This window comes from Streptomyces sp. GESEQ-4 (genome assembly GCF_017948455.1).
In the GTDB taxonomy this organism is placed as follows: domain Bacteria; phylum Actinomycetota; class Actinomycetes; order Streptomycetales; family Streptomycetaceae; genus Streptomyces.
Window position 1 is genome coordinate 107069 of sequence record NZ_JAFFSU010000016.1, and the last position, 16110, is coordinate 123178.

Here is a 16110-nt window from a genome sequence, read left to right on the forward strand (position 1 = left end):
AGAAATTCACCCCGTCAACATGATCCTTCTTACAGCCGGGCAAGCGTAACCAGCACCCCACGCACCGAATCCAGCCGCCCACGCCAACCGCCACGAATTCGTTACTCGGCGGCCATACGTCCCGTAAGTGGAGCCTGCTGCAACGGGATGGGACGTTGTGGCTCCGCGGGTTGTGCCGGGTTCTGTTGGCGGTTCTCTGCGGCTTCGTCGTGGCTGGTCGCTCCCCCACTCTCGGCTTCGCTCGAGCGGGGGGACCCCCATCGCGGCGGAGCCGCAGATCGACACAGCCCCGCGCCCCTTTGGGGCGCCTCCCATCGCGCCAATCCGCAGGGCACCGTCCGGGTCGCATACGGCAGTTGCAGCACCCCGTCCCGCGTGAACACCCCCGCCCCCGCCAACCACCCCTCGGGCCCCGGAAGATGACGCACCCGACGTTCGCTCGGCCGCCACAGACCCAGCCAGCTGCTCACCGGACCGTCGACGCGGAGCGCCACCGCACAGCTCTCCGGCATCAGCATCTGCCCCGGCTGGACGGCGAACGGGGTGACCGTGCAGTCCGCCACCCGCAGGCTCTCCGGGAACCGCACCGGCAGGGTGCTGCCGAGCACCCCCCAGCCCAGCCGGGCCCGCCCCGGTGAGGGCGCGTCGGAGCTGATCAGCAGGAGTCCGCTGTCGGGGTCGGCGAGCAGGAGCCGGTCGTCGCTGTCCGCGGCGATCTGCAGCAGCGGGGACACCTCGCCGCCGCGCTCCAGGTCGACGACGACGGTCTTGGTCCGCCCGTCGGCCTCCCGGTCGAGGGCCAGTATCCGACCCGTGCGGTCCAGCCACACCCCGCCCGAGCAGCGCCCGGGGATCTCGGCGAGCTGCTCGGGCCCGAAGGCGCCGCCCGCCACCAGCCACACCGCGCTGGAACGCCGGCCCACGGCGAGGGCGTACGCCTTGTCGCCGCCCGGCGCGGGCGGCAGCAGCCGCAGCCGGGAGCCGGGGTCCGGGCACTCCACGGCCCCCAGCGGCAGCTCACCGGTGCCGGGCCCGGTCGGGTAGAGCAGCGCGAAGACATGGCGTCCGTCCGTGAGGCGCCGGATCAGGACCCGGCCGTCGCTCATCGGCTGCACCTCGGTGCCGGGCTCCTCGGGCTGGTTGCCGGGCAGCGGGACGGCATACGGCTCGGGTCCGTCCAGGGTCCAGCGCTCCGGGAACAGGGAGTCGCCGTCCGCGGCGAGGCGTGCGGCGTAGCAGCCGTCCACGGTGATCGCGCACCCCGGCGGCGGGGTCGGGTCGTCCTCGTTCTCCGCGGTGGGTTCGATCGCACAGGCCGTCATCGGTCGATCACCTCCGGCGACGAAGCTAGTTTTCGCACGCACAGACGGGGGACCGCCGGGCACCCGTTTCACACATATGGATGGCCACGATTCGATTCGCCTGAGGAAACGGGGGCGGATGTGCTGGACGGGGCGGTGGCCCAGGTGGGGCCCCGGCGCAGGTTCAGCGGCACAGAACCTCCAGGTAGCCTTTGGCGTGTGCCCCGTCTGTCTGAAGTCATCGCCGCGCTGGAGAACCTGTGGCCCGCCGAGCGGGCCGAGTCCTGGGACGCGGTCGGCACCGTCGTGGGCGACCCCGGCCAGGAGGTAACCAGGGTCCTGTTCGCCGTCGACCCGGTCCAGGAGATCGTCGACGAGGCCGTGAAGCTGGACGCCGACCTGCTGGTCACCCACCACCCGCTCTACCTTCGCGGTACGACGACGGTCGCGGCGTCCCACTTCAAGGGCCGCGTGGTGCACACCCTCATCAAGAACGACATCGCGCTGCACGTCGCCCACACCAACGCCGACACCGCCGACCCGGGCGTCTCCGACGCGCTCGCCGGCGCCCTGGACCTGCGGGTCGTACGACCGCTCGTGCCGGACCCGACCGACCCGTCCGGGCGTCGGGGCCTTGGCCGGATCTGCGAGCTGGACCACCCGCTGCCCCTGCGCGAGTTCGCCGCGCGGGTCGCCGAACGCCTGCCCGCCACCGCGCAGGGCATCCGAGTCGCCGGCGACCCCGAGGCGGTCGTACGGACGATCGCGGTCAGCGGCGGCTCCGGCGACGGCCTCTTCGACGACGTACGCGCGTCCGGTGTCGACGCTTTCCTCACCGCGGACCTGCGCCACCACCCGGTGTCCGAGGCCCGCGCCCACAGTCCTCTCGCGCTGCTCGACGCGGCGCACTGGGCCACCGAGTGGCCCTGGTGCGAGCTGGCAGCAGCCCAGCTCGACGAGATCTCCGACCGGAATGGCTGGGACCTGCGTGTCCATGTGTCCAAGACGGTCACCGACCCGTGGACCATCCACTCACCGTCAATGGGAGCCCCCAACTGAACGCCGCGCCCGCCGACCAGATCCGACTCCTCGACGTCCAGGACCTCGACGTCCGCCTCCAGCAGCTCGCCCACAAGCGGCGGTCGCTCCCCGAGCACGCCGAGATCGAGTCGCTGACCAAGGACCTCACCCAGCTGCGCGACCTGCTCGTGGCCGCGCAGACCGAGGAGAGCGACTGCGCCCGCGAGCAGATCAAGGCCGAGCAGGACGTCGACCAGGTGCGCCAGCGCGCCGTCCGCGACCAGCAGCGCCTCGACTCCGGAGCCGTCACCTCGCCGAAGGACCTGGAGAACCTCCAGCGCGAGATCGCCTCCCTCGCCAAGCGGCAGGGTGACCTCGAGGACGTCGTCCTGGAGGTCATGGAGCGCCGCGAGTCCGCGCAGGAGCGGGTCGCCGAGCTGACCGAGCGGGTCTCCTCCGTCCAGTCGAAGATCGACGACGCGACGGCCCGCCGGGACGCCGCGTTCGAGTCGCTGGACGGGGACATCGCCTCCGCGACCAAGGAGCGCGAGGTCATCGCCGGGTCCGTCCCCGCCGATCTGCTCAAGCTCTACGAGAAGCTGCGCGAGCAGCAGGGCGGCGTCGGCGCGGCCAAGCTCTACCAGCGCACCTGCCAGGGCTGCCGCCAATTGCTGTCCATCACCGACATCAACGAGATCCGCGCCGCCGCGCCGGACACGGTGGTGCGGTGCGAGAACTGCAGGCGCATTCTGGTGCGTACGTCCGAGTCGGGCCTTTAGGGCCTCCAGAGCTTCTAGGAGCCTTTTCCGGTGCGGGAGTTCATCGTCGAGGCCGACGGCGGGTCACGGGGCAATCCCGGGCCCGCGGGCTACGGAGCTGTGGTGACCGACGCGGCGACCGGGGAGACGCTGGCGGAGGCGTCCGAGTACCTCGGCATCGCGACGAACAACGTCGCCGAGTACCGGGGACTGCTGGCGGGCCTGCGCGCCGCCCACGCCCTCGACCCGGCCGCCACCGTCCACGTCCGGATGGACTCCAAGCTCGTCGTCGAGCAGATGTCGGGCCGCTGGAAGATCAAGCACCCTGCCATGAAGCCGCTGGCCGCGCAGGCGGCGGCGGTGTTCGGGGTGGGGCAGGTGACGTACGAGTGGATTCCACGGGAGCTGAACAGACGGGCGGACCGGTTGGCGAACGAGGCGATGGACACCGGTGGTTCCGCGAGTTCTCTGCGCAGGGGTGCGGGGGAGAGGGCGGGCGGCGGACCGGCGGAGGCCGATGCCGACGTCCGCGCCGGGAAGGCTGACGCCGATGTCCGTGCGGCGAAGGCTGACGCCGACGTTCGCGCTGCAAAGGCCGGCGCCGATGTCCGTGCCGCGAAGGCAGATGCCGACATCCGCGCCGCGCGGAATGTGGCGGCGCCGGCTGTCGGGTGGGGTGGCGCCGACCTCGGTGCGCCCGCCTCGTTCGTGCTGCTGAGGCACGGTGAGACGCCCCTGACGCCGCAGAAGCGTTTCTCGGGGCGTGGCGGTAGCGACCCGTCGTTGTCCGACGTCGGCAGGGAGCAGGCCGAACGCGTGGCGGCCGCGCTCGCCCGGCGCGGGACGATCGAGACCGTCCTCGCGTCCCCCCTCGCCCGCACCCGCGAGACCGCCTCAATTGTCGCCGCCCGTCTGGGCCTGGACGTCACCGTCGAGGACGGGCTGATCGAGACGGACTTCGGCGCATGGGAGGGCCTCACCTTCGCCGAGGTGCAGGCGCGCCACCCCGACGACCTGAACGCCTGGCTCGCCTCCCCGGACGCCGAACCCACCGGCGGCGGCGAGAGCTTCGCGGCGACGGCGACGCGGATCGCGGCCACGAGGGACAAGCTGGTGGCGGCGTACGCGGGCCACACAGTCCTGCTGGTCACCCACGTCACACCGATCAAGACGCTCGTACGACTCGCCCTCGGCGCCCCGCCCGAGTCCCTGTTCCGCATGGAACTCTCGGCGGCCTCGCTCTCGGCGGTGGCGTACTACGCGGACGGCAACGCGAGCGTACGGCTCCTCAACGACACGTCGCACCTGCGCTGAGCGCCGCCGCCTCGCGGGCCAGCGACTCGATCCGCCCCCAGTCCCGCGCGGCCACCGCATCCTCCGGAAGCATCCAAGTCCCGCCCACACAGCCGACGTTGGGCAACGCCAGATACTCGGGAGCCGACGCGAGCCCGATCCCCCCGGTCGGGCAGAACCGCGCCTGCGGCAACGGCCCGGCCAGCGACTTCAGATAGGCCGTACCGCCCGCCGCCTGCGCCGGAAAGAACTTCATCTCCGTCACGCCCCGCTCCAGCAGCGCCACGACCTCCGACGTCGTCGACACCCCCGGCAGAAACGGCACCCCGGACCCCCGCATCGCCTCCAGCAGTACGTCCGTCCAGCCCGGGCTCACCAGAAAACGCGCCCCGGCGGCTACGGACTCGTTCACCTGCTCCGGCGTGATGACCGTGCCGGCCCCGACCACCGCGTCCGGCACCTCATCCGCGATCGCCCGTATCGCGTCCAGCGCGACCGGCGTCCGCAACGTCACCTCGATCGCCGGCAACCCACCCGCGACCAGCGCCCGCGCGAGCGGAACGGCGTCGGCGGCGTCCTGTACGACGACTACGGGGACGACGGGGGCGAGATCGAGGAGGGAGGCGCTCATGCTGAGTATCGTGCCGGTGGGAGGCATCATGCGCAAAGGTCATTGCACATACTGCAATGATCAAGGGTCAACGTCAGTGAATCTCGTCCACCAGCACATCCAGCGCCCAAGCCGACCCCGCCTTCACCGGCCGCTCCGCCTCCACCACATACCCGAGGTCCCGCAGCGCCTCCACCAGCTCAGCCGGCCCCTTCGGCGCCACCCCGCCCGCCAGCAGACTCCGTACGATCCGCCCCTTCGTCGCCTTGTTGAAGTGGCTGACCACCTTCCGCGTCGGCGCATGCAGCACCCGCACGGTCGCCGTCCGCCCGGCCACGTCACCCTTCGGCTTCCAGGCAGCGGCATACGCGGAGGACCGCAGATCCAGCACCAGCCCACTCCCAGCGACCTCGGGCAGCACGTCGGCCATCGGCCCCCGCCAGTGCGCGCCCAGCGCCCCGAGCCCCGGCAGCTTCACACCCATCGAGCAGCGGTACGAGGGAATCCGGTCCGTCACCCGCACGGCACCCCAGAGCCCCGAGAAGACCAGCAGAGAGCGCCCCGCCCGCCGCTTCGCCGCCGTGTCGAGGGAGGCCAGGTCCAGAGCGTCGTACAACACACCGGTGTAGATCTCCCCGGCGGACCGCGTCCCCGCCGTCCGCAGCTGCGTGTTCTTGGCGACCTCGCCCCGCAGCCCCTCACTCAGCCCGAGCACCTCGCGCACCTTCTCCTCGTCCCCCGCGCACAGCTCGACGAGTTCGCCGAGAACGGCCTCACGGGCCGGCGTCAGCCCGGGCAGCGACAGCGACTCCAGCTTCAGCGGGGCGCCACGGCCGGACGAGGCCTTGCCTTCGGAAGGCGGCAGCAGGACGAGCACGGGTTCTCCTTCGGTTTCGGGCTTCGCGACAGCGTACGGCGTGCTTCGGAAGGGCTCCGCAACGGAGTACGGCGCACTTGGGCAGGGCTCCGCACCGGCGTACGACGCACCTCGGCCGGGCTCCGCACCGGCGCACGGGCCGGATTGTGCCTAGGCTCATGGGTATGCCCCGCCGCCACATCCGCGTGACCGGCGCCCCCGAAGCCCCCCTCCGGGCCGCCCTCACCGCGCTGCGTACCGAACTCGGCGTCTCCGAGAGCTTCCCGCCCGAAGCCGTCCCGGCCACACCCGCGCTCCCCGAGCACGACGCCACGGACATCCCCCTCTTCACCATCGACCCGCCCACCTCCACCGACCTCGACCAGGCGATGCACCTCTCCCGCCAGGGCACCGGCTACCGCGTCCGGTACGCCATCGCCGACGTCGCCGCCTTCGTCGTACCCGGGTCACCGCTGGACCTGGAGACCCACCGCCGCGTGACCACCCTGTACTTCCCGGACGGAAAGATCCCGCTGCATCCGGTGCTGCTGAGCGAAGGCGCGGCGAGTCTGCTGCCGGACCAGCCCCGCCCGGCCGCCCTGTGGACCATCGACCTCGACGCGGACGGCCGCACGCTCGCCGTCGACGTCCGCCGGGCCCTGGTCCGCAGCCGCGCCAAGCTGGACTACGCGGGCGTGCAGAAGCAGATCGACGCCAAGACGGCCGAGGAACCGCTCGCGCTGCTCAAGGAGATCGGGGAGGCGAGGGAACGCCTGGAGATCGAACGCGGCGGCATCTCGCTCACCGTGCCCGAGCAGGAGATCGTAGAGCGCGATCACACCTACGAGCTCAGCTACCGCGCCCCGCTCCCCGCCGACGGCTGGAACGCCCAGATCTCCCTGCTCACGGGGATGGCGGCCGCGGATCTGATGCTGGGCGCCGGCACCGGCGTACTCCGCACCCTGCCCGCCGCCCCCGACGGCGCCGTCGGCCGCCTCCGCCGTACCGCCCACGCCCTGCACATCGACTGGCCGCACCACGTCTCGTACGCGGCCTTGATCCGCTCCCTCGACCCGCACCGCCCGCACCACGCGGCGTTTCTCCTCGAGTGCACGACGCTGCTGCGCGGCGCGGGCTACACGGTCTTCCGTAACGGCCTCCTGCCGGACATCACCACCCACTCCGCGGTCGCGGCCCCCTACGCCCACTGCACGGCCCCCCTCCGCCGCCTCGCCGACCGCTATGCCACCGAGATCTGCCTGGCGACGGTTGCCGGAGGCGAGCCGCCCGACTGGGTACTCGCCGCCCTCGACACCCTCCCCAAGGAGATGGCCGACGGCACGCGGAGGGCGGGCCAGGTGGAGCGCGCCTGCGTGGACATCGTGGAGGCGGCGCTGCTCAAGGACCGGGTGGGGGAGTTCTTCGACGGGTGCGTGGTGGACGTGGAGGAACGCCGTCCGACGGTGGGGAAGGTCCAGCTGGACTCCCCGGCGGTGGTCGCCCCCATCGAGAGCGACGCCGCCCCCCTGCCCCTCGGCGAACGCCTCCGCGTCCGTCTCACCCAAGCGGATCCGGCAGCGGCGAGGGTGCGTTTCGCGCCTGCGTGATCGCTTCCTTAGTTTCCTGTACGAGGCTGTCGGCGTCGTCGGCGTGCAGGCGGACGAGTCGGATGCTCTTCTGCCGCCCGAAGAAGGTGAAGTGGGTGACTGGCTCGGTGAGTTCGATCGTGACATCGGTCTGCGAGCCCACGGGGATGTCGAGTTCACCGTCGGTGCGCTGGTGCGTGGTCCGCAGCTCCCGTCGTACGGAAGCGATGTGGGTGACGGGGATGCGCAGATCGACGTGGGCGGCGTAACGGACGCGGAGCGAGCCGTCGTCGAGCACATGGGGCCGTACGACCGAGGCGGCGTGCAGGCCGACGATGACGACGACGCCGTACAGGTCCAGGACGAGCACGATCCGCTCGACGGTCGGCCAGTGACGCAGCAGGACGGACATCGTCAGCGTCTCGATCACGCACACGAACGCGAACCCGAACATGACCGCACCCTGCCCGCGCGCATACCCGAAGGCTCGCCCACCGCCGCCTGTCCCGTGGCGTCGCTTGCTGACCCACAGCACCAGGCTGACGAGCAGCCGCAGCTCGTGCCGGAGGAGGGCGTGAGCGATCCGCAGGGTCATCCTCATGGCCGCCCCTCCTCTTCCTCGGCTTCCTCGGCTTCCTCGGCTTCCTCGGTCACGATCCGCAGCGCGCGCCGGATCGCCTCGGCCTGCGCGGGCGCGAAGTCGGCGTAGAAGGCGCGCAGGAAGCTGTCGTCGTGGTCGATGCCGATGTCGTCCGGGAGCAGCTCGCGGGGGATGCAGTCGGCGAGGGCGCGGGCGGCCTCGTCCACGCGGGGGTCGTCGGTGGGGGAGTCGGCGAGGGCGTCGAGGAGGGCGTAGACCGCGAGGGCCTGTTCGACACCGCCGGGTGTGGCCAGGGCACTGCCGAGCAGGCCCATCAGCCGCGCGCGTTCCTCCGGGTGGGCCGTGGTCTCGATGAGCGCGAGCAGCTCGCGGTCCTTGGCGGCCATGGGGGAGTCGGCGGGGTGGGCCATCTCGGCGAACAGCGCGGTCAGTTCGGGCGAGACAGGCCCTTCGGCAGGCAGCTCCTCGGCGGAGTCGAGGAGCGCACGGAGCCGCGCCCGGCGATCCCGGATGGCTGCTTCCTGCCGGGCCAGATCCTCGTCCAGCTCGGTGAGCACCTCGGCGAGGTCCCGGCCCGCGTCGTCCGCGAGGACGTCCCGCACCTCCGTGAGCCCCAGCCCCAGCTCGGTCAGCCGCCGGATCCGGGCGAGCACGACGGCGTGCCGCAGCGTGTAGTTCCGGTAGCCGTTCGACAGCCGCTCCGGCTCGGGCAGCAGGCCCAGGTGGTGATAATGCCGCACGGTACGCGTGGTGACGCCGACGGCTGTGGCGAGTTCTCCGATCCGCATGGGTTCAGTAGAAACGTTGACGTTGCGGCAGGGTCAAGCGAGCACGGACTTTCTCCGGCCTCCTCGGCGTTGCAGCCGTCAGGGGTGTGAGATGAGCGCACGGAAACAGGAGACGGGGGTGTGAGATGAGCGCACGGGAACAGGCGACCTGGACCAGGGCGCGGCTCGGTCGCTGTGGTCCACCGCTCGACCTGCTGACCGCCCGCTTCGACCGGCACGTCTACGCCTCGCACACGCACGAGGAGTTCAGCATCGGCATCTGCGTCGGCGGCGCCGAGGTCATCGACTACCGGGGCGACCACCTCCGCCCCGGCCCGGGCTCCATCGTCGTACTCGCCCCCGACGAGATGCACACCGGCCGCCCCGCCGCGTCCGACGGCTACGCCTACCGCGCCCTGTACCCCGGCCCCTCCCTCCTCACCGAAGGCACCCTCGGCGACGGCCTCCCGTACTTCCGCGAGCCCCTCCTCGACGACCCCGAACTCGCCACCGCCCTCCACCGCGCCCACGCCGAACTCAGCGCCTGCCCCGACCCGTTGGAGGCCGAGTCCCGCCTCCCGTGGCTGCTCACGGCGCTGGCCCGCCGCCACTCGACGGCCCGAGCGGCGAACGACGTGGTGCCCGGTGCCGCGCACATCGCCCATGTCGTACGCGACCGGCTCGCCGACGAGCTCCTGGCGCCCCCGTCCCTCGCCGAGCTCGCCGCCGACCTGGGGCTGTCCCGTTACCAGCTCCTCCGGGCCTTCCGTACGACGATGGGGATACCGCCGTACGCCTGGCTGGCCCAGCACCGGGTGGGCCGGGCCCGCGGACTGCTGGAGTCCGGAATGCGGCCGGGCGAGGTCGCGGGGGCGGTGGGCTTCGCCGACCAGGCGCATCTGACCCGCTGGTTCCGGCGGGTGCTGGGGGTGACGCCGGCGGCGTACCGCAACAGCGTTCAAGACGGGCGCCGCTGATCCGGTGAGCATGGCCGCATGACTGCACGCGGCTGGTTTCTGTTCTCCCTGATGGGAGTGGTCTGGGGCATCCCCTATCTGCTGATCAAGGTGGCGGTGGACGCGGACTTGTCCCCGTCGACGGTGGTGTTCACGCGCTGCGCGCTGGGCGCTGCCCTGCTCCTGCCCTTCGCGATACGCCAGGGCGGCCTGCCCGGCACGATACGGACGCACTGGCGCCCGATGCTGGCCTTCGCGTGCATCGAGATCATCGGCCCCTGGTGGACCCTGACCGACGCCGAACGGCACCTGTCCAGCTCCACGGCGGGCCTGCTGATCGCCGGAGTCCCGATCGTGGGACTGGCGTTGGCCCGCTTCTTCGGCGACACGGAGAGGCTGGGGGTACGGCGTGCGACGGGCCTCGCGCTGGGGCTGGCCGGCGTGGGAGTCCTCACGGTCCCGCACCTGACCGGCGGCGACGCCCGCTCCCTGGCCGAGGTCTTCGTCACGGTGATCGGCTACGCGACCGCCCCCCTGATCGCCGCGCGCTACCTGAAGGACGTCCCGACCCTCCAGCTCATCGCCCCGTGCCTGGCCCTCGCCGCCCTGGTCTACGCTCCCGCGGCAGCGGTGACCCGGCCGCCCACGATGCCCTCGACCTCGGTCCTGGTCGCCTTGGCCGTCCTGGGCGTCGTCTGCACCGCGGTCGCCTTCGTGGCCTTCCTGGAGCTGATCAAGGAGGCAGGCCCGACCAGGGCGACGGTCTTCACGTACGTCAACCCGGCCGTCGCGGTGGCGGCGGGCGCGGTCTTCCTGGACGAGCCGCTGACGGCGGGCATCGTCGCGGCCTTCACGCTGATCCTGGCGGGCTCGGTGCTGGCGACGTCGGCGGCGGGCCCGAGGAAGGGATCGGGGAGGGGATCGGGGAGGGGATCGAGGAACGGATCGAGGAAGGCCCCACGCCCGGTAGCATGGTCGACACGGCAGACGAGCCGGGCGGACGGCCGCGTGGAGGTTCCTATGGACCTCCCCGAGGAACGTCCGGGCTCCACAGGGCAGGGTGGTGGCTAACGGCCACCCGGGGTGACCCGCGGGACAGTGCCACAGAAAGCAAACCGCCCGGCGTTCAGGCGCTGGGTAAGGGTGAAACGGTGGTGTAAGAGACCACCAGCGCCTGAGGTGACTCAGGCGGCTAGGTAAACCCCACCCGGAGCAAGGTCAAGAGGAGCCGCCTCTTCGAAAGAAGGGCGACTCTGCGCGGACGTCCGAGGGCTGCCCGCCCGAGTCCGCGGGTAGACCGCACGAGGCCGGCGGCAACGCCGGCCCTAGATGGATGGCCGTCGCTCCAGGGTCCGCGAGGACCCCGGAGGACAGAACCCGGCGTACAGCCCGACTCGTCTGCCGGCAGGGCTCTGACCTGGGCTTATGGCCCGGTTGGGGCCTTTCCCGTGTGCGGCCACATCCCGTTGCCGGGGTCGCCGCGCGTACGTCTCGTACGTTCATCAGAGCGAGGTCGCGCCGCAGGGCGGAGCCGACACGGTCGGCACGCTCCGTGGTGCGACGCCAGCTCAAGCTGCGATGTCGGCTTCGTCGGCTTCGGCCTGGAGGGCAGGGCCGAGCAGCAGACCCCCGTCCAGGACGAATTCGGAGCCCGTGGCGAAAGACGCGTCCTGGGAGGTGATGAAGAGCAACAGGCGGGTGATGTCGGCGGGTTCGGCCAGGCGGGGGATGGCGAAGGGGTCGGGTGAATAGAAGTCGGCGATGGCGGGCTGGCCTGCGACGGTGGGTTCGTTGATCAGGGGTGTGGAGACGACGCCGGGGTGGATGGAGTTGACCCGGATGTTGTCCCGTCCCAGCTCCAGCGCGGCCGTCTTGGTCAGTCCGCGCACGGCCCACTTGCTGGCGGTGTAGGGGGCGTAGAAGGCCGTGCCTACGTGGGCCATGGTCGAGGCGACGTTGACGATGGTTCCGCCGCCGCCCCTGCGCATCGACGGAGCCACAGCCCTGATGCCGAGGAACTGGCCGGTGACGTTGACGCTGAAGGTGTGCTCCCAGGTGCGGAGTTCGGTGTGCTCGAGAGGGGCCGCCGGGTTCTGGACGCCCGCGTTGTTCACCAGGATGCTGACCGGCCCGAAGTGGCCTTCGACTTCGCGCACCGCCGCCGCCCAGTCGTCCTCGCCGGCGACGTCCAGGTGAACGGGCAGAGCCCGAGGGCCGAGCTGAGCAGCGAGTTCGCGGCCGGCGTCGTCGTCGCGGCCGGCGATGACGACGTTCGCCCCCTCGGCGTGGTAGCCCCGCACATGGCTGCTGCCCATGCCGCCGCTGCCGCCCGTGACGATGACGGTCTGGCCCTCGAAGCGTCCCATGATGCGTCCTTCCAGGTTTACCTGAATGGTGAGTCGAGTGACTCACCTCCTCTCTCAAGGTAAGAGCGGGACGAGTGGTGAGTCAAGTGACTCACCTCGCAGCGAGGGGCATACTGGAGGGCATGACGGCACAGCCTTCGGAATACCACCGGCGCGTGGCGGCGCAGAAGCGAACGGCCATCATCGAGGCAGCGACGAAGCTGTTCCTCGACTCCGGCTACGACGGCACCTCGCTGGCCCGTATCGCCGAGGAGGCCGGAGTGTCGAGGGCGACTCTGTTCAAGCAGTTCACCACCAAGGCGGCCCTGTTCGAGGCGATCGTCACCGAACACTGGAAGGTCGACGACGAGGAGGCGCCACTTCCCGAGCCGGGCAACCTCCGCGCAGGGCTCGAGGTCCTCGGACGCCGGTACGTTGCGCTGCTCACCCAGCCCGGCATGGCCGCCCTCCACCGCATCGTCATCGCCGAGGTACCGCGTTTCCCGGAGCTCGGCGCGACCCAGTTCAAGCTCGGCAAGATGCCCTACTTCGAATCGGTCCGCCGCTACCTGGCAGCGGAGAACGCCGCCGGTACAGCCGTGCTCGACGACGCGGAGATGGCGGCGACCCAATTTCTCGGGATGATCTCCAACTACGTGTTCTGGCCGCGGATGCTGCTCGCCCGCTGGGAGCCCGACGACGCCTCCGTCATGAACGCGGTCGATCAAGCGGTGCAGACCATGCTCGCCCGATACGGGGCGCCGGGACTCGCGGCACCTGAGACGCCTGAGTGAGTGGGGAGGTGTGCGACTCCCAGGAGCAGCACGGTCTCCCTCCCCCCGACGCTCGCGGGTCAACATCGGTCCATGCGCTACAAAAACAGCACTCTGAAGATCATCGCGCCTCTTGTGGGTGCGGCCGCAGTGGTGGCCTGTCAGCAGGCGCCTGGGGAACGAGCTGGGGAACAAGAGGGTCCCGGTGCGCTGGCGACGTCCCGTCAGTCACCCGCCCGCGACGGGGTCGGAAGCTCAAGTGACCTCGCCACTCACGTCGGGATGTGGGTCACCGCGGACAACCACATCCGGCAGGAACTCCTCCCGAACGGTCGTTACGACGAGGCTCGGGGCGGGCGCGAAAGCGCGTATACCGGCCGCTACTGGGTGAACGGAAATCACATCGAGTACGCGGACGACACGGGTTTCACCGCCGACGGAGAGTTCGAGGGCGACATCCTTCACCACGGTGGCTACGTCTTCTACCGCGAGGAAAGCCCGGCCCACCGCAAGGCCACCGGCAAAGACGCATGAGGGAGCAACCCAGCTGGAGCTTCTCTCCGTCATCGGCGCCTGCCTAGGAGTATCGCGGCCACCTTGCGCTGCTGCGTCGGACGTGGGGCAGGGCTACCGTCGATGGCATGGACGGCGACAACCTTCTGGGGCAGTTTCTCCGAGCTCGACGCGGCCTTGTGCGGCCCGAGGAGCAGGGCGTGCCCGTGATCGGCCACCGCCGTGTGGCGGGCCTGCGCCGGGAGGAAGTGGCCATGCTGTCCGGGCTGAGCACCGACTACTACGTGCGCCTGGAGCAGGGCCGCGAGAGGAACCCGTCGGTGCAGGTGGTCGACGCGCTGGCCCGCACACTGATGCTGGACGACGAGGCGATCGCCCATCTGCACCGGCTGGCCCGGCCCGTGCCGGGACGCTCCCGCAAGAGCAACCGGCGCCAGCGGGTCAGCCCCTCGCTGCTGCAGATGATGAACGGCTGGACCGACACCCCTGCCGTGATCCTGGGGCGCTGTATGGACGTACTGGCGCACAACGCCCTGGGCGGCGCTCTGTTCGCCGGCCACACCTACAGCGGGGACCTGATGCGGCTCGTCTTCCTCGACCCCGACGCCCGGGACTTCTACCCGGACTGGGACCGGGTCGCCGCCAACACGGTCGGCGGCCTGCGCGAGGCGGCGGGAACCGACTACGACGACCCGCAGTTGATCGAGCTGGTCGGCGAACTCTCGCTCAAGAGCGAAGAGTTCCGCAGGCTGTGGGCGCGCCATGACATCCGCCAGAAAAAGCACGAGACCAAACGCTTCCGGCATCCGATCGTCGGCGAACTCACCCTGACCTACGAGTCGTTGACCATCAACAGCGCCCCGGGTCAGCAACTGGTCGTCTACCAGGCCGAGCCCGCCGGCCCCTCCGCCCACGCACTGTCGCTGCTCGGCAGCCTCACCGCGACGGAGACGGCGCGGGCTACGGATTCCGCGCAACAGGACATCACCACAGACTGACCGACTTCCCTCCGACCGCCATTCCTTGAAGTCCGCCGCGCCCGTACGCGCGCCCGTACGCCACACCCGCACGCCGCGGCGTCTCACTCAACGACCTCAACCACGCACTTCACGAAGGGACATATCCCCTATGTCTACAGATGCTGCCCCCGTCTGGTTCATCACCGGCTGCTCGACCGGTCTCGGGCGCTCCCTGGCCGACGCGGTTCTCGACCGGGGCTGGCGAGCGGTGGTCACCGCCCGCGACCCGCGGTCCGTGGCGGACATCGTCGCCCGCCACGAGGACCGAGCGCTGGGCCTCGCGCTCGATGTCACCGACGCCGGACAGATCGGCAAGGCCGTCGCGGCCGCACAGGAGACCTTCGGCCACATCGACGTACTGGTCAACAACGCGGGCTACGGCTACCTCGCGGCTCTCGAGGAGGGCGAGGACAACGAGATCCGCGCCCTGTTCGACACGAACGTCTTCGGTCTCGTGGACGTCACCCGCGGAGTTCTGCCGGGCATGCGCGCCCGCCGCCGCGGCCACATCGTCAACGTCTCCTCGCTCGGCGGCCTGGCCGCCTTCGGCGCCACGGGTTACTACCACGCCACCAAGTTCGCCGTCGAAGGACTCTCCGAATCGCTCGCGGCCGAGGTGTCACCGCTGGGCATCAACGTGACGATCGTCGAGCCCGGAGCCTTCCGCACCAACTGGTCCGGCCCCTCCATGCGCCAGTCGGCCACGCGGATCGACGACTACGCGGACACCGCCGGCGCCCGTCGCAAGAGCACCCTGGACACCTACGGGCACCAGCCCGGTGACCCGGACCGCGCCGCCGCGGCCATCATCGAAGCGGTGCGGTCCGAAAACCCGCCGCTGCGCCTGCTGTTGGGCAAGGTCGCCCTCGATGTGGCCCTGGCCCGGCTCGACGCCCTCCAGACCCACTTCACCGCCTGGCGCGACGTCACCCTCAGCGCCGACTTCCCCGACGAGCGCGTCACTGCCTGACACGAACGACCCCACCCTGGAGGACCCATGCCCACCCTGGCGATCGTCGGAGCAGGACCGAACCTCGGTCTGGCCACCGCCGCCAGATTCGGAGCGGAAGGCTTCGACGTAGGACTGGTCGCACGCGACCACGGCAAGCTGCGGACCATGCAGGACACACTGGAGAAGGAAGGCATCACCACGCGCAGCGCGGCCACGGACATCACACGCCCGCGGGCCGCGGCCACCGCACTGACCGACATGGCGGAACACCTCGGCCCGATCGACGTCCTCCTGTACAGCCCACTGCCTTCCCTGGACTGGATCAAGCCCGTCACCCGCACCACCTCCGAGGACGTCCGACTGTCACTGGGCCTGAGCGTCCTCGGCGCCATCGACTCGGTTCAGGCCGTGCTGCCCGCCATGCGGGAGCGTGGCCGGGGAACCCTGCTGTTCACCACGGGCGGTGCCGCCGTCGCCCCCAGCGCCGCGCGTGCCAGTTCCGCCGTCTCCTACGCCGCGGAGGTGGCGTACGCCCGTCTGCTGCACGAGGAGCTGGGCCCCGAAGGCATACGGGTGGCCCACACCGCGATCGTCGGCGCCCTGGGCCCCGGGCTGCGGCACGAGCCCGCGACGGTGGCCGAACTCCTGTGGCGCCGGCACGCCGAGGGCGGCGACTTCCAGACGGTAGTGCGATGAGCGAAGCAGTGCGCTCGGCCGGCCCATGCCCGATGCGTTACCTGCCACTTCGCGCTCGACCGGT

The 16110-nt window shown here is 70.9% G+C and carries 16 protein-coding genes, 1 other RNA gene and 1 pseudogene; 12 read left to right on the forward strand and 6 right to left on the reverse strand.

Going from position 1 to position 16110, the window contains the following annotated elements; all coding sequences use genetic code 11:
* Positions 1 to 101: 101 nt before the first annotated feature.
* Complete coding sequence (locus KCH48_RS27885) at positions 102 to 1322, reverse strand: hypothetical protein (RefSeq protein WP_210577646.1); 1221 nt, start codon at positions 1320 to 1322, stop codon at positions 102 to 104.
* Between the two features lie 198 nt (positions 1323 to 1520).
* Between KCH48_RS27885 and KCH48_RS27890 the strand changes: the two genes are divergently transcribed.
* Genes KCH48_RS27890 through KCH48_RS27900 form a run of 3 tightly spaced genes read left to right on the forward strand, consistent with a single transcriptional unit; the run spans position 1521 to position 4393 of the window.
* Positions 1521 to 2360, forward strand: coding sequence for a Nif3-like dinuclear metal center hexameric protein (locus tag KCH48_RS27890; protein ID WP_210577647.1), 840 nt, complete (start codon positions 1521 to 1523; stop codon positions 2358 to 2360).
* Positions 2357 to 3100 (forward strand): zinc ribbon domain-containing protein, encoded by a 744-nt coding sequence (locus KCH48_RS27895; protein WP_210577717.1) that lies wholly within the window; start codon positions 2357 to 2359, stop codon positions 3098 to 3100. Before KCH48_RS27890 ends, KCH48_RS27895 begins: the two co-directional genes overlap by 4 nt.
* Positions 3101 to 3130: 30 nt before the next feature.
* Entirely contained in the window at positions 3131 to 4393 is a 1263-nt protein-coding gene (locus KCH48_RS27900; RefSeq protein WP_210577648.1) for a bifunctional RNase H/acid phosphatase, read from the forward strand.
* Here the strand turns inward: KCH48_RS27900 and eda are convergent.
* On the reverse strand, positions 4368 to 5003 hold the full coding sequence (gene eda, locus KCH48_RS27905; protein WP_246885977.1) for a bifunctional 4-hydroxy-2-oxoglutarate aldolase/2-dehydro-3-deoxy-phosphogluconate aldolase: 636 nt from the start codon (positions 5001 to 5003) through the stop codon (positions 4368 to 4370). The two genes, KCH48_RS27900 and eda, sit on opposite strands and share 26 nt — an antisense overlap.
* 73 nt (positions 5004 to 5076) lie before the next feature.
* Positions 5077 to 5859, reverse strand: a complete 783-nt coding sequence (gene yaaA / locus KCH48_RS27910) for a peroxide stress protein YaaA (RefSeq protein ID WP_210577649.1) — start codon at positions 5857 to 5859, stop codon at positions 5077 to 5079.
* A 164-nt stretch (positions 5860 to 6023) separates the two neighbouring features.
* Between yaaA and KCH48_RS27915 the strand changes: the two genes are divergently transcribed.
* Entirely contained in the window at positions 6024 to 7445 is a 1422-nt protein-coding gene (locus KCH48_RS27915; protein ID WP_210577650.1) for an RNB domain-containing ribonuclease, read from the forward strand.
* Here KCH48_RS27915 and KCH48_RS27920 read toward each other — a convergent pair.
* Together KCH48_RS27920 and KCH48_RS27925 are read right to left on the reverse strand one after the other, a co-directional pair.
* The gene (locus tag KCH48_RS27920) at positions 7396 to 8025 is read right to left on the reverse strand and encodes a hypothetical protein (protein ID WP_246885978.1); all 630 of its coding nucleotides are present in this window, start codon (positions 8023 to 8025) and stop codon (positions 7396 to 7398) included. The genes KCH48_RS27915 and KCH48_RS27920 overlap by 50 nt on opposite strands.
* A complete protein-coding gene (locus tag KCH48_RS27925; protein ID WP_210577651.1) occupies positions 8022 to 8813 on the reverse strand; it encodes a MerR family transcriptional regulator in 792 nt (263 codons plus the stop codon). The genes KCH48_RS27920 and KCH48_RS27925 overlap by 4 nt, the downstream gene beginning before the upstream one ends.
* A gap of 125 nt (positions 8814 to 8938) precedes the next feature.
* Between KCH48_RS27925 and KCH48_RS27930 the strand changes: the two genes are divergently transcribed.
* The 3 genes and pseudogenes from KCH48_RS27930 to rnpB all read left to right on the forward strand — a co-directional run bounded on the left by KCH48_RS27930 (position 8939) and on the right by rnpB (position 11149).
* Complete coding sequence (locus KCH48_RS27930) at positions 8939 to 9769, forward strand: AraC family transcriptional regulator (RefSeq protein WP_210577652.1); 831 nt, start codon at positions 8939 to 8941, stop codon at positions 9767 to 9769.
* A gap of 51 nt (positions 9770 to 9820) precedes the next feature.
* A pseudogene (locus tag KCH48_RS43490) lies at positions 9821 to 10570 on the forward strand (DMT family transporter); the annotation flags it as partial.
* 166 nt (positions 10571 to 10736) lie between these two features.
* An RNA gene (rnpB, locus tag KCH48_RS27945) (RNase P RNA component class A) lies at positions 10737 to 11149 on the forward strand.
* Between the two features lie 167 nt (positions 11150 to 11316).
* Here rnpB and KCH48_RS27950 read toward each other — a convergent pair.
* On the reverse strand, positions 11317 to 12114 hold the full coding sequence (locus KCH48_RS27950) for an SDR family NAD(P)-dependent oxidoreductase (RefSeq protein ID WP_210577654.1): 798 nt from the start codon (positions 12112 to 12114) through the stop codon (positions 11317 to 11319).
* Positions 12115 to 12236: 122 nt separating this feature from the next.
* Here KCH48_RS27950 and KCH48_RS27955 point away from each other — a divergent pair, with 122 nt between their 5' ends.
* The 5 genes from KCH48_RS27955 to KCH48_RS27975 all read left to right on the forward strand — a co-directional run bounded on the left by KCH48_RS27955 (position 12237) and on the right by KCH48_RS27975 (position 16046).
* The gene (locus tag KCH48_RS27955; protein ID WP_210577655.1) at positions 12237 to 12887 is read left to right on the forward strand and encodes a TetR/AcrR family transcriptional regulator; all 651 of its coding nucleotides are present in this window, start codon (positions 12237 to 12239) and stop codon (positions 12885 to 12887) included.
* Positions 12888 to 13148: 261 nt separating this feature from the next.
* A complete protein-coding gene (locus KCH48_RS27960) occupies positions 13149 to 13400 on the forward strand; it encodes an Atu4866 domain-containing protein (RefSeq protein ID WP_210577656.1) in 252 nt (83 codons plus the stop codon).
* Between the two features lie 107 nt (positions 13401 to 13507).
* Entirely contained in the window at positions 13508 to 14377 is an 870-nt protein-coding gene (locus tag KCH48_RS27965; protein WP_210577657.1) for a helix-turn-helix transcriptional regulator, read from the forward strand.
* A 130-nt stretch (positions 14378 to 14507) separates the two neighbouring features.
* Positions 14508 to 15368 carry an oxidoreductase gene (locus tag KCH48_RS27970; RefSeq protein ID WP_210577658.1) on the forward strand — a complete coding sequence of 287 codons (861 nt, stop codon included), beginning with the start codon at positions 14508 to 14510 and terminating at the stop codon, positions 15366 to 15368.
* Between the two features lie 27 nt (positions 15369 to 15395).
* The gene (locus KCH48_RS27975; protein ID WP_210577659.1) at positions 15396 to 16046 is read left to right on the forward strand and encodes an SDR family NAD(P)-dependent oxidoreductase; all 651 of its coding nucleotides are present in this window, start codon (positions 15396 to 15398) and stop codon (positions 16044 to 16046) included.
* The last annotated feature ends 64 nt before the right edge of the window (positions 16047 to 16110 follow it).

Excerpts from the sequence above, each read along its gene's own strand:
- KCH48_RS27885 (WP_210577646.1), bottom strand. The coding sequence starts at position 1,322 with ATGACGGCCTGTGCGATCGAACCCACCGCGGAGAACGAGGACGACCCG.
- eda (WP_246885977.1), bottom strand. The coding sequence starts at position 5,003 with ATGAGCGCCTCCCTCCTCGATCTCGCCCCCGTCGTCCCCGTAGTCGTC.
- KCH48_RS27915 (WP_210577650.1), top strand. The coding sequence starts at position 6,024 with ATGCCCCGCCGCCACATCCGCGTGACCGGCGCCCCCGAAGCCCCCCTC.
- KCH48_RS27920 (WP_246885978.1), bottom strand. The coding sequence starts at position 8,025 with ATGAGGATGACCCTGCGGATCGCTCACGCCCTCCTCCGGCACGAGCTG.
- KCH48_RS27925 (WP_210577651.1), bottom strand. The coding sequence starts at position 8,813 with ATGCGGATCGGAGAACTCGCCACAGCCGTCGGCGTCACCACGCGTACC.
- KCH48_RS27930 (WP_210577652.1), top strand. The coding sequence starts at position 8,939 with ATGAGCGCACGGGAACAGGCGACCTGGACCAGGGCGCGGCTCGGTCGC.
- KCH48_RS27950 (WP_210577654.1), bottom strand. The coding sequence starts at position 12,114 with ATGGGACGCTTCGAGGGCCAGACCGTCATCGTCACGGGCGGCAGCGGC.
- KCH48_RS27955 (WP_210577655.1), top strand. The coding sequence starts at position 12,237 with ATGACGGCACAGCCTTCGGAATACCACCGGCGCGTGGCGGCGCAGAAG.
- KCH48_RS27960 (WP_210577656.1), top strand. The coding sequence starts at position 13,149 with ATGTGGGTCACCGCGGACAACCACATCCGGCAGGAACTCCTCCCGAAC.
- KCH48_RS27965 (WP_210577657.1), top strand. The coding sequence starts at position 13,508 with ATGGACGGCGACAACCTTCTGGGGCAGTTTCTCCGAGCTCGACGCGGC.
- KCH48_RS27970 (WP_210577658.1), top strand. The coding sequence starts at position 14,508 with ATGTCTACAGATGCTGCCCCCGTCTGGTTCATCACCGGCTGCTCGACC.
- KCH48_RS27975 (WP_210577659.1), top strand. The coding sequence starts at position 15,396 with ATGCCCACCCTGGCGATCGTCGGAGCAGGACCGAACCTCGGTCTGGCC.